At 34.7% G+C, this 14,699-nt stretch carries 18 protein-coding genes and 1 pseudogene; 4 read left to right on the top strand and 15 right to left on the bottom strand.

Translation table 11 applies throughout. The features are described 5' to 3' along the window. A pseudogene (locus ABJI11_RS07340) lies at positions 1-310 on the top strand (hypothetical protein); the annotation flags it as partial. A gap of 104 nt (positions 311-414) precedes the next feature. Further along, a complete protein-coding gene (locus tag ABJI11_RS07335) occupies positions 415-1,371 on the top strand; it encodes a lipid A deacylase LpxR family protein (protein ID WP_348350818.1) in 957 nt (318 codons plus the stop codon). 1 nt (position 1,372) lies between these two features. Here the strand turns inward: ABJI11_RS07335 and rimO are convergent, their stop codons facing one another. Next, the gene (rimO, locus tag ABJI11_RS07330; protein ID WP_348350816.1) at positions 1,373-2,677 is read right to left on the bottom strand and encodes a 30S ribosomal protein S12 methylthiotransferase RimO; all 1,305 of its coding nucleotides are present in this window, start codon (positions 2,675-2,677) and stop codon (positions 1,373-1,375) included. A gap of 117 nt (positions 2,678-2,794) precedes the next feature. On the opposite strand from rimO, the gene ABJI11_RS07325 reads away from it, so the two are divergent. Both ABJI11_RS07325 and ABJI11_RS07320 read left to right on the top strand, forming a co-directional pair. Continuing rightward, positions 2,795-3,919: a serine hydrolase gene (locus ABJI11_RS07325; RefSeq protein WP_348350814.1), complete on the top strand. Its 1,125-nt coding sequence runs from the start codon at positions 2,795-2,797 to the stop codon at positions 3,917-3,919. A gap of 84 nt (positions 3,920-4,003) precedes the next feature. Next, a complete protein-coding gene (locus ABJI11_RS07320; RefSeq protein WP_348350812.1) occupies positions 4,004-4,606 on the top strand; it encodes an NAD(P)H-dependent oxidoreductase in 603 nt (200 codons plus the stop codon). A gap of 10 nt (positions 4,607-4,616) precedes the next feature. Here ABJI11_RS07320 and ABJI11_RS07315 read toward each other — a convergent pair whose 3' ends face one another. From ABJI11_RS07315 to ABJI11_RS07250, 14 genes are all read right to left on the bottom strand, one after another. Beyond that, positions 4,617-5,207 (bottom strand): phosphoesterase, encoded by a 591-nt coding sequence (locus ABJI11_RS07315; RefSeq protein WP_348350810.1) that lies wholly within the window; start codon positions 5,205-5,207, stop codon positions 4,617-4,619. Between the two features lie 27 nt (positions 5,208-5,234). After that, positions 5,235-5,462, bottom strand: a complete 228-nt coding sequence (locus ABJI11_RS07310) for a hypothetical protein (protein WP_348350808.1) — start codon at positions 5,460-5,462, stop codon at positions 5,235-5,237. A 15-nt stretch (positions 5,463-5,477) separates the two neighbouring features. Further along, a complete protein-coding gene (locus tag ABJI11_RS07305) occupies positions 5,478-7,154 on the bottom strand; it encodes an amidase family protein (protein ID WP_348350806.1) in 1,677 nt (558 codons plus the stop codon). A gap of 4 nt (positions 7,155-7,158) precedes the next feature. Continuing rightward, positions 7,159-8,040, bottom strand: coding sequence for a DUF2911 domain-containing protein (locus tag ABJI11_RS07300; protein ID WP_348350804.1), 882 nt, complete (start codon positions 8,038-8,040; stop codon positions 7,159-7,161). Between the two features lie 2 nt (positions 8,041-8,042). Next, positions 8,043-8,999 (bottom strand): signal recognition particle-docking protein FtsY, encoded by a 957-nt coding sequence (gene ftsY, locus ABJI11_RS07295; protein WP_036155858.1) that lies wholly within the window; start codon positions 8,997-8,999, stop codon positions 8,043-8,045. Between the two features lie 86 nt (positions 9,000-9,085). Beyond that, positions 9,086-9,238: a DUF4295 domain-containing protein gene (locus ABJI11_RS07290; protein ID WP_071340023.1), complete on the bottom strand. Its 153-nt coding sequence runs from the start codon at positions 9,236-9,238 to the stop codon at positions 9,086-9,088. A gap of 35 nt (positions 9,239-9,273) precedes the next feature. Beyond that, on the bottom strand, positions 9,274-9,456 hold the full coding sequence (gene rpmG, locus ABJI11_RS07285; RefSeq protein ID WP_058105695.1) for a 50S ribosomal protein L33: 183 nt from the start codon (positions 9,454-9,456) through the stop codon (positions 9,274-9,276). Between the two features lie 21 nt (positions 9,457-9,477). Beyond that, a complete protein-coding gene (gene rpmB, locus ABJI11_RS07280) occupies positions 9,478-9,717 on the bottom strand; it encodes a 50S ribosomal protein L28 (protein ID WP_036155860.1) in 240 nt (79 codons plus the stop codon). 69 nt (positions 9,718-9,786) lie between these two features. Continuing rightward, entirely contained in the window at positions 9,787-11,037 is a 1,251-nt protein-coding gene (locus ABJI11_RS07275; protein ID WP_348350801.1) for a competence/damage-inducible protein A, read from the bottom strand. Next, positions 11,037-11,375 carry an Hpt domain-containing protein gene (locus ABJI11_RS07270; RefSeq protein ID WP_348350799.1) on the bottom strand — a complete coding sequence of 113 codons (339 nt, stop codon included), beginning with the start codon at positions 11,373-11,375 and terminating at the stop codon, positions 11,037-11,039. The genes ABJI11_RS07275 and ABJI11_RS07270 overlap by 1 nt, the downstream gene beginning before the upstream one ends. Continuing rightward, on the bottom strand, positions 11,375-11,986 hold the full coding sequence (locus tag ABJI11_RS07265; protein ID WP_348350797.1) for a fumarylacetoacetate hydrolase family protein: 612 nt from the start codon (positions 11,984-11,986) through the stop codon (positions 11,375-11,377). The genes ABJI11_RS07270 and ABJI11_RS07265 overlap by 1 nt, the downstream gene beginning before the upstream one ends. 6 nt (positions 11,987-11,992) lie before the next feature. After that, complete coding sequence (locus tag ABJI11_RS07260) at positions 11,993-12,907, bottom strand: carboxypeptidase-like regulatory domain-containing protein (RefSeq protein WP_348350795.1); 915 nt, start codon at positions 12,905-12,907, stop codon at positions 11,993-11,995. A gap of 1 nt (position 12,908) precedes the next feature. Continuing rightward, positions 12,909-13,685 carry a 3'-5' exonuclease gene (locus ABJI11_RS07255; RefSeq protein WP_348350793.1) on the bottom strand — a complete coding sequence of 259 codons (777 nt, stop codon included), beginning with the start codon at positions 13,683-13,685 and terminating at the stop codon, positions 12,909-12,911. A 199-nt stretch (positions 13,686-13,884) separates the two neighbouring features. Further along, positions 13,885-14,699 (bottom strand): dihydrolipoamide acetyltransferase family protein (locus ABJI11_RS07250; RefSeq protein ID WP_348350791.1); only part of this gene is annotated, 815 nt, incomplete at its 5' end.

Raw genomic sequence — 14,699 nt, 5'->3', positions numbered from 1 at the left:
ACAAGGTAGTTACATCTCTTTAAAGGATATTCAAAAAACAACAACTTTTGGCGCAAACGTAATTGGTGAATATAATTTATCTCCAAAAATTACGACTCTTTTAGAATTTGCTCAATTAAAAGTAAATAGAACGCAGGAAACACTGGCGGGCGACATAAAAGATGACTTTTGGGAATCTGCCTTATTTGTTGGACTCGCATACAATATAAACAACAAAATATCTCTTGGCGCTAAGCTAAATTTACTTTATGACAACGATGATAGTGTTTATACAAGTCCTATTCTTCCATTCGTTAATATTACATTTTAAAAAAAATGCAACATTATAAAGGCTTCAACTTCAATGGAGCCTTTTTTGCTTTACTTCATTAGGCTTACTTTAAAACTTACCTTTATTTTTTTCGTAGATAACGTATGAAAAAAAGCTTTCTACTTGTTTTATTATTGCCAATGCTATTTTTTGGTCAAAAAATAAACAACCTTGTTTCATTTAGGAGCATTGGTAGTGAAAATTACTTACGGTTTAATTACGATAATGATTTTTTTGCTTCGACCGATAAAAATTACACTCAAGGTTATAGCTTAGAATTTACTAATACAAGCTTAGCTAAAAACCCTATTAATTATCTATTCTTTAAACCCAATTCAAGTTCTACTATACATGGGCTGGCATTAGAACATATAGGATATACTCCAAGTGATTTTGTTAGCGAAGACATTCAATTTGGCGACAGACCTTTTGCAGCGGCTATATTCTTAAAGAGTTTTGCAATTGATACTAATAAGGATAAAAAGTATAGACTAGGACAATCCTTAAGCATTGGTTTAATTGGTCCGGGTGCATTTGGCAAAGAAATGCAAACAAAAATTCATAAATTAATTGAAAATAAAATTCCTGGAGGCTGGAATAATCAAATCCAAAATGATTTTATACTTAACTATAAAATTGGTTACGAGAAACAGTTATTAGACTTTAAAAACATTGCGAATATACATAGCTATACCTCATTACAAGTAGGATCTCTATTTACAAATGTATCTTTTGGGTTTAATACAACCATCGGAATTTTAGATAATTTATATACTGATGTAACTACTACTTCAAAAATTAAAGTTTACACTTTTGCACATACTGCTGTAAACATTATTGGCTATGATGCCACCTTGCAAGGCGGCATTATAACCAATGACAATCCGTACACCATATCTTCAGAAAATATTGAAAGATTTACCGCCCAGCTCGATTACGGACTCATTTTAAAATACAAAAGAGTGTATTTAGAATACACACGAACGGCTATCACCAAAGAATTTTCTTCAGGTAATTCTGCCAATTGGGGCGGATTTAAACTAGGATTTCTATTTAAATAAACTATGAAACAGGTTCACCGTAAAGGTCAAAATCAGCTGCTTCTGTAATCTTTACATTGACAAACTCACCTTGCTTTACGTAATACTTAGCAGCATCAATTAAAACCTCGTTGTCTACATCTGGCGAATCAAACTCCGTTCTTCCTATGAAATGATTTCCTTCTTTACGATCTATAATACAACGAAAGGTCTCCCCTACTTTCTTTTGGTTCAATTCCCAAGATATTTGAGATTGTATTTCCATGATAATATTGGCACGCTCTTGTTTTACTTCTTCTGGAACATCGTCTACCAAAGTATAAGCATGAGTATTTTCTTCATGACTATAGGTAAAACAGCCCAAACGCTCAAAACGCATAGCGGTTACCCAGTTTTTAAGAATCTCAAAATCTTCTTCAGTTTCACCAGGGTACCCAACAATCAATGTAGTCCTGATTGTCATTTCTGGAACAGCAGCCCTAAACTCCTTAAGTAATTTCGTTGTTTTTGCCTCTGTAGTACCACGACGCATACTTTTAAGAATACGGTCAGATATATGCTGTAACGGAATATCTAGATAGTTACAAACCTTTGGTTCTCTGTTCATCACATCTAACACATCCATTGGAAAACCTGCTGGAAATGCATAATGTAAACGTATCCATTCTATTCCTTCAACCTTTACCAAAGCTTTTAAAAGTTCAGCAAGATTTCTCTTCTTATATAAATCTAGCCCATAATATGTAAGATCTTGGGCTATCAAAATCAGTTCTTTTACGCCTTTAACTGCAAGTTTTTCTGCTTCCGTCACCAACTCTTCTATAGGTGTACTTTTGTGCTTACCTCTCATTAAAGGTATGGCACAGAACGAACAAGGTCTATCACAACCTTCTGCAATTTTTAAATAAGCATAGTTCTTAGGTGTGGTCGTTAAACGTTCACCTATCAACTCATGCTTATAATCTGCTCCTAAGGCTTTCAATAAACCTGGTAACTCACTGGTACCAAAGTATTCATCTACATTAGGAATCTCTTTTTGCAGGTCTGGCTTGTAACGTTCACTTAAGCAACCAGTAACAAAAACTTTATCTACGGCACCATCTTCTTTCTTTTGAACATATTCTAAAATGGTATTAACACTTTCTTCTTTTGCATTAGCGATAAAGCCACAGGTGTTAATAACAACTATATTACCTTCTTCTTCATGCACAACTTCTTTGTCGTTAGCCTTTAATTGGCCCATGAGTACTTCAGAATCATATACATTCTTTGAACAACCTAGAGTTACTACGTTGATTTTGTTCTTCTTAAGGGTTTTTGTCCTCATAATTTAAATTGGGGTGCAAAAATACGATTTGGCTATTTAAAAACGTTAGATATGGACAAATTTACTTGTAATCTTTATTTGATTACAGTTTATGTATACCCAAATCTTAAATTAACCATGAAATTCTCCCAATATTTCAGGCTATTTGCCCTATCGTTAATTGTAGCCTCATGCTCAAGTGATTCTGAACCTACTTCAGAAACTGGCAAGAGTGGTACACCACCTGTAACCGCTGCATTACCTACAGAAACATATTTTCCACCCATTTCAAGAGCTAATGAATGGGAAACCATATCTATGGAAACATTAGGTTGGAACGAAGACGAGGTAAGCAATTTATATTTCTTCTTAGAAAATAATAACACCGATGCCTTTATTGTACTAAAAGATGGTCGCATAGTTATTGAAAAATACTTTGGCGATTTTAAGTCCGATGATAATCATGCATGGAATTCTGCCGGAAAAAATTTAACGGCCATGTTAACCGGTATTGCTCAAGAAGAAGGATATTTTGATATTACAGACACTACCTCTACCTATTTAGGCGAAGGTTGGTCTAGCATGCCTTTAGAACAAGAATTGAACATCACCATAAAAAATCAATTGACCATGACTACGGGTCTAGATTACAACATGGATGACATTTTTTGTACAGAGCCAGAATGCCTGTCTTATTTAAATGACCCTAGCACTTTTTGGTATTACCATAATGCACCATATACATTACTTGATGATGTTATCGCTAATGCTACGGAAGCCGATTTCAATTCCTATTTCTCAGAAAAAATAAAAGAACCAATAGGCATGCAAGGCTTATTTATTAAAATAGGCTATAATAATGTATTCTTTAGTTCCGCTAGAAGCATGGCACGTTTTGGTATTTTAAACTTAAACGAAGGTAATTGGGACGGACTCTCTATTCTTTCTGACCAAAGTTACTTTAACGCCATGACCAATACTTCTCAAAATTTAAACCTTTCATACGGATACTTGTATTGGTTAAACGGTAAGAGCAGTTTTAGATTACCTAGTTCTATTGAAGAATATTCAGGCAGTTTAATACCAAATGCACCTGATGATCTATATGCCGGCTTAGGGCTCAACGACCAAAAATTATATATGGTTCCAAGTTTAGATTTAGTGGTTGTACGCATGGGCGGAGCCAGTAATGAAGAACTATTAGGTCCTTCTAGTTTTGATAATGAAATCTGGGGATTACTAAATGCTATTATGGAGCAATAGATTTTTCCATTCTAAAATACCATCTGGCATAACCTATTTAACACTTAGCGAATAAGTATCCTTACTTTTGTACAAAATTGCAAAATGAATTTTAGAAGCATTGCCGAAGCAAGATATACGACTAAAAAATTTGACCCGACAAGAAGAGTTTCCAATTCGCAAATAGCGGATTTAAAACATATATTAAAACTAAGTCCGTCTTCCATAAACAGTCAACCTTGGTTGTTCACATTCGTTTCTAACAAAGAGGTGAAAGATGAATTAGCTAATGCCTCATATTCAAATGCATCTAAGATTAAAGATGCCAGCCATTTGGTAGTATTTAGTGTAATGGATAATCTGGAAGAATTTGAAAAGCGGGTCGAAGAAAATCTACTTGAGAACTCTATAAAATTTTACAAACAATTTGTAAAATCCCAATCCGAAGAGAAAACCATAAATTGGTTATCTCAACAAGTCTATATCACTTTAGGGTTCTTCTTAGCTGCCTGCGCAAGCATGGAAATAGATTCTACACCAATGGAAGGTATTGAACCTAAAAAGTATAAAGAAATTTTAAATATTGAAGACCATAAAGTACTCTTTTCAGTTGCTTTGGGCTACAGACATTTAGAAGATGACACACAACCTAATTTAATAGGTAAATCTCGTTTGGCGGCAGATACCGTGATACAATCTATTGATTAAACAATTTTTATTAAACTTCTTTAGAAAGCTCAAATACCGTTATTTCTGGTCTTACATTAAAACGAACTTGTCGTAAACAACCTAAAGCACTATTAATATATAAGGTTCTACCATCTTTTAAATCTTTTACACCGGCATCGTAATTTTTATTTTTAACCGGTAAAATAAGTGGCGGCAAAAAAGGTGGTTTTACTTGTCCGCCATGAGTATGGCCAGAAAGTATCCAACCTTTAAAGTTATTCCACACAGGTAAATCACATACATCCGGATTGTGACATAGGGTAATATTTGCCAATTCAGGATTGTATTTTGCCATAGTTTTTTCAGGATAAAAATTACTCCCCCAAAAATCATCCATCCCTAAAAAATTGAGCCAGTTAATCTCTACTGCATCATTACGTAACATAGTTACCCCAGCATCTTCTAAACTTTCTGTAATACTTTCCGCAACCGGCTCCTCTACAAAATCAATCCCGTAATCATGATTTCCTAAAATACCAATGGTTCCTAATGACCCTTTAATCACATATTGCAGCACCTCTTGTAATTGTGTTATTTGCTCATTATCTTCATAGGTAACATAATCAACTGTATGCACCACAAAATCTGGATATAATTCTTGAGCTTCTTAAAATGAATCTATTATGTACTGATAATCAAAAGAATTACCGATATGAATATCACTAATCTGCATTACCGTTTTACCAACTAGCGCATCTGGTAAATTTTTTAAAGGCATTTTTAAATACACGAAATGCATCCAAAACGGTTCTATCTGCCAACTATATAATCCCGTCAGCAAACCTAACCCAGCTACCCACCGAAAAGTCTTTTTTATAAAACCCCTTCTTTTCATTTTAAGCCATCAAATTTAGTTTTGGTAGCCTTTTGGCAACACTCGATTTGGAAACTTTTCTTCATAAGATTTACCTAATCTCAACAAATTTGCTTCTGAGAACTGTTTTCCTATAAAAGTCAGACTAATTGGCTCTCCCGTAGTTTTATAACCCATTGGCACGGTTAAGGCTGGATATTTAGCCACAGCTGCATAACCGGCATGATAATTATTAATTGAGAGTACCGCATCTAGCTTGTGCTTATCCATCGCATTATCAAAGAATGTACGTCCGTTTTTTTCAAGAGTAGATTTTATCTCCTCCAATTCAGCAGTTGTAGTAGAATCTGAAAGTATACCATTGAACAATGCTTGCCCATAGGGTATTCTCAACAACGAATCTTGATTATTAAAAGTGACTGCATCTGTAACTGAAGAAATTTTCACCAACTTAGGGTCCGTATATTCTTTTAAATACGACTTCAAATCGTTACGCATATCAATATTCAAAATGCTTAAAAAACCATTCATAGCAACTTCTGGTGGCGTAAATTCAACTATGGTCGCGCCAGCTTTTTTTAAATCCTCTATGGTCTTTTTGTAAATACTATCGGTTTGCATCAACTCTTTAATTGCACCTAATCTCATATCAGAAAATGGAATTGGATGTAACCCAGCCGATAAAACACCCGGAAAATTATCTTTAACAGAAGCGGGGTCTAATTCATCATAACCCAACATTGCCGATAATAAGATTGCATTGTCCTTTACATTTTTTGTCATTGGACCCGGAGTATCTAAAGTACTAGAAATAGGCACAATACCAGACCTACTTAACAAACCTATGGTAGGCTTTAAACCTACTACAGAATTTTGGCTACTTGGCGACAAAATAGACCCAGAAGTCTCAGTACCTACCGCCGCAACTGCATAATTAGCTGCTACAGCTGTTCCACTGCCAGAACTTGAACCACCGGTTTCAAAAACTCTTCGTCCATACGGATTTAGGGTTTGACCACCATAGGCACTATACCCTACAGGACAACCAGAGCATAAAAAATAAGCCCACTCACTTAAGTTGACTTTGCCCAAAATTAAGGCTCCGTTCTTTTTTAATTGCTGAACTATATAAGAATCATTTACTTCATTATCCATTAAAGCAATTGAACCCGCAGTAGTTTTCATACCTAACGTATTAATGTTGTCTTTCAACAAAATAGGCATACCATAAATTGGATGTTGAATTTGTGTTGCTACCCCCTTTTCACTTAACCTATCTAACTCTCGAGCTTGTTCTACTACATCTTTGTTTAAAGCTATTACCGTATTTAATGTAGTAGTATTATCCAACTCATATTTATAAATGCGATGCAAATAAAACAAAACCAGATTTTCATAAGTAAGCCTACCTTCTTTGATATGATTTCGAATTACAAAAATATCTTGCTCCATGATTAAAGGCAGCAATTTCTGATATTTTTCTTCTGTAAGTTTAGAGACCTCTTCGTATAGCGGACTAAATACTTCATTTTTATCTAAAATCTTAGATTGTATCAACTTGTACTGCATACGTCCATTTTCATGATCGGCGTTAGCAGCAACTTCAATAGAATCGTTATAAGGTGTCCAAAGAACTACTTCTTCTTTATTTTCCTGCTTATTTTTACAAGCACTCAATAAAATGATGACTAATAACAAAAAATACTTTTTCATACGATTATCTATTTGTTTGGTTTAATGCTTTCCATCGCTCAATATCATTTTTGTTCAAGCGAACAAATTCATCTTTATCTTCTTTTTCAGCTAACTTGATAGAAATGTTGGATGCCTTAATAGCGGCTTCATAATTTTGTAAATCTCCTAATATTAAAGATCGTACTCTATGAAAGTAATAGGTATCACCACCCAATTTTATTGCTTTATCAACATAACTTAGCGCTTCTTGCAACTTTAAACCTTGTTCTTGATAATATCTTGCAATTTCATAATATGTCTGTGCCGTAGGAGTATTTGATTGCATTTCAACTATCTGGTCTTGCATGATAGTCTTCGTATCAAAGATTACAGGAAAAGCAATTTGAGTAGTTCCCCAATTTAAATGTATAGATGCTCCGTTATGATCAATATCATCGAACGAAATTAGAAAAGTCTCTTGAAAATCTTGTTTGTGCGTAGGTACAACCCCAATTCTTAATGCATCTTCTTTAGCACTATATTTTGCCCTGCCATCACCCCAATGTGTAGTATTATTATGAAAAACTATTTGCCATTCTTCTTCCTCAGGAAAAGCATATAAGGCATAAGTACCTTTTTCAAGATTCTTACCATCAACTAATACATTAGTACTAAAGGTAATTTTTGTAGACTCATTGGCTCCTACCCTCCAAATACGACCGTTTGGCACCAGACCAGGTTCTCCGTTAGGTTGATTACCAAATAAAGTGCGACCCTTGGCAGACGGCCTTGAATATTCTATGGTAATTTTTGAGAGTCCAATTTCTTGTATAACCTTGGCAAACGGACTAGCTTTTGGGTGGTTCATTTGCCCCCAGCTCAGATTACATAATAAAAGAGGAAGTAAGAACCAGCCGTATCTCAATTTTAAATTTTAAAGAATGAATCTACAAATTCATGTTTATTAAATGCCTGTAAATCTTCGATACCTTCCCCTACACCAATATACTTCACCGGTATTTTAAATTGATCAGATATTCCAATAACCACACCACCCTTTGCCGTACCATCTAATTTGGTAATCGCCAAAGCTGTTACTTCTGTAGCCTTTGTAAACTGTTTTGCTTGCTCAAATGCATTTTGACCTGTAGAACCATCTAGCACCAACAATACTTCATGCGGTGTATCTTCAACTACTTTTTGCATGACACGTTTAACCTTGGTCAGCTCATTCATTAAGTTCACCTTATTATGTAAGCGCCCGGCAGTATCTATAATAACAACGTCTGCATCTTGGGTAACAGCAGAACTTAAGGTATCAAAAGCAACAGAAGCAGGATCACTACCCATTTGCTGTTTTACGATAGGAACATCTACCCTATCTGCCCAAACCTGTAACTGATCAATAGCAGCTGCCCTAAAAGTGTCTGCAGCACCTAACACCACTTTTAAACCTTGGTTTTTAAATCTATGTGCCAGCTTACCAATAGTGGTTGTTTTACCAACACCATTTACACCAACTACCATGATTACATATGGCTTTTTATCTTTTGGTATTTGAATATCGCCAGTTTCGCTGTCATTGGTTTCAGAAAGAAGGCCAGCAATTTCAGCTCTTAAAATAGAATTTAGCTCATCTGTACCTACATACTTGTCACGAGCAACTCTTGCTTCTATTCTTTCAATTATCTTTAATGTAGTATCTACACCAACATCTGAAGAAACCAGTACCTCTTCAAGATTATCAAGTACGTCATCGTCTACTTTTGACTTACCGGCAACCGCTTTTCCTAACTTAGAAAAAAAGCTAGTTTTAGTTTTTTCCAAACCTTTATCCAAGGTTTCCTTTTTTTGAGAAGAAAATATTTTTTTAAATAAGCTCATTGTTTATCCTATGGTTATTCAAATATAAAAATTAAAAAGCCCCTTTCGTAGGAAAGGGGCTCAATAACTACTAAAAGTTATATTTCTTATTTCTTGGCAATCCAAGCATCTACCAATTCTGGTGGCATTACTTGTTCTACAAAAACGTAAGCACCTGATTTTGGTGACTTAACCATTTTTATAGCTTTTGTCAATCTTTTAGAACTTGTCTGTAAACTTGCTACGGTCTTCTTAGCCATGACTTATATTTTTTGTGATTCTCTAAAGTGAAAATCTATTTAATTTCTTTATGAACGGTCATTCTCTTAAGAATAGGATTGAATTTTTTAATTTCCAATCTCTCAGGAGTGTTCTTCTTATTCTTGGTAGTGATATATCTTGAAGTACCTGGTTGACCAGATTCTTTATGCTCAGTGCATTCTAATATAACTTGTATTCTATTACCTTTCTTTGCCATCTTATCGCTCTATTTTCCAGATTACTTAATAACGAATCCTTTTGCTTTTGCTTCTTTCAAAACAGCAGATATACCTTTCTTATTGATACTTTTTAAAGCTCTTGTAGAAACTTTAAGTGTTATCCAACGGTCTTCTTCTGGAATGTAAAAACGTTTCTTAGATAGATTTACATCAAATCTTCTTCTAGTTTTATTAATGGAAAACGAAACATTGTTTCCAAACATCGCCTTCTTACCCGTAATTTCACAAACTTTTGACATCGTGCTGACTTTTTCTTTTAAACAGGGTGCAAATTTATATCTTTTTTATCGTTCCAACAACAATAAAGATCACATTTTTAAAATTTCTTTTTGAAGGAGCTCAAATGCCTTATTTACAGACTTTTCCACAACTCTCTCACGGGTGCTTCCCATTTGAAATTCTTTCACGTATTTAGACTTAGGACCATCAATCGCTATAAATACCGTTCCTACCTCTGCATTAGAATCTCCTTTTGTTGGTCCTGCATTCCCAGTCGTGGCTATTGCAAAGTCGGTTTTCATCAATTCTTTTGCCCCTTTTGCCATTGCCAAAGCAACTTCTGCACTAACAACAGAATGTTGTTCTACAACTTCCTTAGGCACATTTAATACATTAATCTTTGCTTCCGTAGCATAACTGACTACGCTACCTTTAAAATAATTAGAAGCTCCAGGCATTGAAGTAATCTTCTCTGCAATTTTACCTCCGGTAAAACTCTCTGCGGTAGACAATGTCAAATTTTTATCGGTCAACATTTTAGCAACGATCTCTTCTAAACTTTCATCATCTTCAAGCCCAAAAATAATATCGTTAATCAACGGATATAATTTTTCAATTTCGGTACCCATTGCAGATTCCAGTTCTTTAAAATCAGGTCCTTTACCCGATAAGCGTAACCTCACCTTGCCCAAATTAGGTAAATAAGCTAATTTAATATGAGTAGGTAATGCATCTTCCCAAGCTTCTATTCGGTTGGCAATTGCACTTTCACCCATACCATAGGTAACTACAGTTCTATGGATAATATGCGGTCTTTTATAATAAGATGCCAGTTTAGGAATCACAGATTCAGTCATTAGGCGCTTCATTTCAAAAGGCACACCGGGCATTGAAATAAATGTAACTTCATTTTCCCTTATCAACATACCAGGAGCTGTGCCATTGGCATTATGCAAAACCTCAGCCTTACTAGGCACCAAGGCTTGCATTCTATTAATATCGGATATTGGGGTATTACTTATATATTTTGCAAACAACTCTTCTACATGAGCTAATACCTCTAAGTTCTCAACAAGTTTATCATCGAAGAACTCACATAAAGTGTGTTTAGTAATATCATCTTTAGTAGGCCCTAGCCCACCCGTAATAATCACAACATCTACACGTTCTGATGCTTCTTTGAAAGCATTTAACAAATGCGTTCGTTCATCTTGTATTGAAGTAATTTGATAAACTGAAATACCTATTTTATTCAGTTCTTTACCAATAAATGCGGAGTTGGTATCTATAACTTGACCAATGAGAATTTCATCGCCAATTGTAATTATTTCAGCAAGCATTATAACTGAAAGTCATTTTTTAATTCTGCTACAACCTGATTTATATCTGTCTTTAGCATTGGAAATCTTTTCTCTATTTCAGCCATATTTGCCTCTTGCTTACCCAAAGTTTCTAATTCTAAGGCAATTTCACGTGTTTGTTCCATTCCTAATAAATCTACATTTGGCTTTATTTTATGCGCAAGTTTATACACTTGGTCATGATCTTTTTCTAGAAGGGCTTTTTCTAAAGCTTCTAAATCTTCAGGTACTTCTTCCAAAAAAACAGATATAACAGAATTTATAAAATCCTGATCCCCCTCTGCCATCTCGTTAATCTTATCCAGGTTATAAATCATTATTTAATTTTTAAGGTAAAAAGTTCTTTATCTTCCAAACTACCCGTAAGGTAGTCATTTGGACTTATTTTCCCAACACCTGCAGGTGTTCCGGTAAAAATAATATCTCCTTTTTTTAACATAAAGAACGTTGAAACATACGCAATTATTTCATCTACCTTCCAAAGCATTAGACTTGTATTGCCTTCTTGTACGACCTGTTCATTTTTTAAAAGCTTAAAATTAAGGTTATTAATATCCTTGAAATCAGTTTTAGGCAGCCATTCCCCTATTACCGCAGCACCATCAAATCCTTTCGCTTTTTCCCAAGGCAATCCTTTTTCTTTTAATTTAGATTGCAAATCTCTTGCCGTAAAATCAATTCCCAACCCAACTTCATCATAATATGTAGGCGCAAATTCTTTACTGATATGCTTACCAACTTTTTTGATTTTCACCAAGACCTCAACTTCATAATGCACATTATCCGAAAATTCTGGAATATAGAAATCTTGCTGTTTTGGCAATACCGATGAATCTGGCTTTATAAAAACAACCGGTTCCTCTGGTCTTTCATTCTTAAGCTCATCAATATGTGCTGCGTAATTTCTACCTATACATATAATTTTCATTGGGACTTATTTTTTCTTAGACAATTTTAAACTAATGGCCGGTATTAAATTTTCGTTATTACCTGGCGCCTTTATTGCAAAATCATTCCACTCACCCATACCATAAACCATAGTTTTAAAATTTTGGTTTTTTTGATATACAGCAGCAAAAGTAGGCGCAAAACGATCCTCTACCACTTTCTTATTTGTAATGGCATGCTTATATGTATTTGTATACCAGTTATAAGGAAGAAAAATCCATTCTAATCCAATATACACACCTTCATCTGGCATTCTTATATCCATACTTGAAAGATCTATAGAAACATAATCTTCTTCTGTAGAGCTTTCTAAAATAATGCTTTTGCGAATTAAATCATTGTTTGGCTCACGTGTCTTTTCATCTACATCATACACCCGTAGCCTAAATTTAGATGAAGCTCTTTTAAACTTACTGTTCTGTTGTACATGAATAGTAATTTTCTGTAAATACTTTTTAGCAGCACCTATATTTGGGAAATACAACGCCAATACCCAAGGGGTCTCGGCTGAAGAAAATCCACTCTTAATACTATATGAACTCACAGGATTTAATACTCGAGAATCTCCTAAGCTTTGAGAAACAACAACTTCTTCAAGCTCAAAAGTTTCTTCCCTCATGTAAATTTTTTTCTTTTCTGAAATTACCTTTGCAGGCATAATAGTGTCTTTAAAACCTAAGGCCGAAATATGTACTTCTCGTTCCAAATACGATTCAGGTACATCTATATAAAAATATCCTTCTTCGTCACTAGAGGTTCCTTTAAGGGTTTTTAGAAAACTAATGTTAGCATATGGCACTGCAGTTTTCGTTTTGTCATCATATACATGACCTTCAACCAACACTTCTTGAGCATGACCAACCCCTATTATCAAAAGAATTAGCACTAAACAAATTCTCATTTTAACCTAACTTATTATTGAGTTTGCTCAGTTTAATTTGAGTAAGAATCTTTTTTGTATACAAAGGAAAGTCTGCATTTAGCATCCATCCAAAATAACCAGGTTCTTTTTCTAAAACAGCATGCACTTTTTTTCCTTTATGCTTTCCAAATGAAAATACTTCTTCACCATCTTCATCTAGTGCAATAAAACCGGCAAAATCTACAGATTGCTTTCTTCTTGAGAATTCTGATAGTTTTTTAATATTATTTTCTAAATCAGGATACCTATCTAACTGAGAAAGCAACACCTCATAAGTAGCATTTGTATCTGCCGCTGCACTATGGGCATTGGTAAGATCTTTGTCACAATAAAACTTATAAGCAGCTTCAAGTGTGCGCTTTTCCATTTTATGAAAAATAGTCTGCACATCTACAGATACCGTATTTTTCATATCAAAATCAATATCTGCACGTAATAATTCTTCCGCCAATAACGGAATATCAAATCGATCAGAATTGAATCCGCCTAAATCACTATCCTTTATAATCTTATAGATTTCTTTAGAAAGCTCTTTAAAGGTTGGCTCATTAGCTACCTTTTCATTGGTAATACCATGAACGGCAATTACCTCTTCCGGTATCTCCATCTCTGGATTCACCAACCATGTTTTACTTTCCTTATTTCCGTTAGGATATACCTTTAGTATCGCTATTTCAACAATACGATCTTTTGCCACATTGATCCCAGTTGTCTCTAAATCAAAGAAGCAAATGGGTCTGGTAAGCTTTAATTCCATACAAGTTCTACTTTTAACAAAAATACACTTTCGTTTATTAGGCACATAAAGTTACTTGCGATTAATTTTATTTCTAAATCAAAAAACTTAGAAGAACACTGATTAACTCTATTTTATTTAGCTAAACTGTTACAAAAAACAAACACCCCACTATACATTTTGCATAATGGGGCGTTATAATTAAAATATGATTTTAGACTTACACCTCTCTGTTTACATCCCAAGCCTCTAAGTAATCTGCTACAGCTTTAGCGAACATACTACCTAAAGCACCATTTACAACCCGGTGATCATAACTGTGAGATAAATACATTTTGCTACGTACTGCAATTACATCGCCTTCCGATGTTTCAATAACCGAAGGAATCTTTCTTATAGCACCTAATGCCATAATACCTACCTGTGGCTGATTGATTATTGGAGTTCCAAATACACTACCAAAAGTACCAACATTAGTTACAGTATACGTACCGCCCTGCACCTCATCTGGCTTAAGCTCATTATTTCTAGAACGGTTTGCCAAGTCATTTACAACTTTAGCTATACCCAATAAGTTTAACTGATCGGCATTTTTAATTACCGGCACTATTAAATTACCATCTGGTAATGCTGCCGCCATACCTATATTAATATTCTTCTTTTTTATAACTGTATCACCATCAACAGAAATATTCATCATAGGATATTTCTTCAATGCCATAGCAACGGCCTCCATAAAAATTGGAGTGAACGTAAATTTCTCTCCTTCTCTCTTAAAGAAAGCATCTTTAATTTTATTACGCCATGTAACAATATTGGTTACATCTACTTCTATAAAACTTTGTACATGTGCAGATGTCGTAACACTATCTGTCATATGCTTGGCAATCAATTTACCCATTCTGGTCATGGGTATTACCTCATCTCCACGAGAAACTTGCATTTTCGGTTTTTCTGGAGCGGGCTTGCTTGCAGGAGTTGATGCCGGAGCACTTGCTGGAATGGCTGGTGCCGCTTTAGCCGTAACTTCAGGTG

The organism is Maribacter sp., from assembly GCF_039968975.1.
GTDB lineage: Bacteria > Bacteroidota > Bacteroidia > Flavobacteriales > Flavobacteriaceae > Maribacter.
The sequence above is the reverse complement of the archived record's forward strand: the minus strand, read 5'-3'. Positions and strand labels throughout refer to the sequence as shown.

Excerpts from the sequence above, each read along its gene's own strand:
- rimO (WP_348350816.1), bottom strand. The coding sequence starts at position 2,677 with ATGAGGACAAAAACCCTTAAGAAGAACAAAATCAACGTAGTAACTCTA.
- ABJI11_RS07265 (WP_348350797.1), bottom strand. The coding sequence starts at position 11,986 with ATGAAAATTATATGTATAGGTAGAAATTACGCAGCACATATTGATGAG.
- ABJI11_RS07275 (WP_348350801.1), bottom strand. The coding sequence starts at position 11,037 with ATGCTTGCTGAAATAATTACAATTGGCGATGAAATTCTCATTGGTCAA.
- ABJI11_RS07290 (WP_071340023.1), bottom strand. The coding sequence starts at position 9,238 with ATGGCTAAGAAGACCGTAGCAAGTTTACAGACAAGTTCTAAAAGATTG.
- ftsY (WP_036155858.1), bottom strand. The coding sequence starts at position 8,999 with ATGAGCTTATTTAAAAAAATATTTTCTTCTCAAAAAAAGGAAACCTTG.
- ABJI11_RS07260 (WP_348350795.1), bottom strand. The coding sequence starts at position 12,907 with ATGAGAATTTGTTTAGTGCTAATTCTTTTGATAATAGGGGTTGGTCAT.
- ABJI11_RS07310 (WP_348350808.1), bottom strand. The coding sequence starts at position 5,462 with ATGAAAAGAAGGGGTTTTATAAAAAAGACTTTTCGGTGGGTAGCTGGG.
- ABJI11_RS07320 (WP_348350812.1), top strand. The coding sequence starts at position 4,004 with ATGAATTTTAGAAGCATTGCCGAAGCAAGATATACGACTAAAAAATTT.
- ABJI11_RS07325 (WP_348350814.1), top strand. The coding sequence starts at position 2,795 with ATGAAATTCTCCCAATATTTCAGGCTATTTGCCCTATCGTTAATTGTA.
- ABJI11_RS07335 (WP_348350818.1), top strand. The coding sequence starts at position 415 with ATGAAAAAAAGCTTTCTACTTGTTTTATTATTGCCAATGCTATTTTTT.
- rpmG (WP_058105695.1), bottom strand. The coding sequence starts at position 9,456 with ATGGCAAAGAAAGGTAATAGAATACAAGTTATATTAGAATGCACTGAG.
- ABJI11_RS07305 (WP_348350806.1), bottom strand. The coding sequence starts at position 7,154 with ATGAAAAAGTATTTTTTGTTATTAGTCATCATTTTATTGAGTGCTTGT.
- ABJI11_RS07255 (WP_348350793.1), bottom strand. The coding sequence starts at position 13,685 with ATGGAATTAAAGCTTACCAGACCCATTTGCTTCTTTGATTTAGAGACA.
- rpmB (WP_036155860.1), bottom strand. The coding sequence starts at position 9,717 with ATGTCAAAAGTTTGTGAAATTACGGGTAAGAAGGCGATGTTTGGAAAC.
- ABJI11_RS07270 (WP_348350799.1), bottom strand. The coding sequence starts at position 11,375 with ATGATTTATAACCTGGATAAGATTAACGAGATGGCAGAGGGGGATCAG.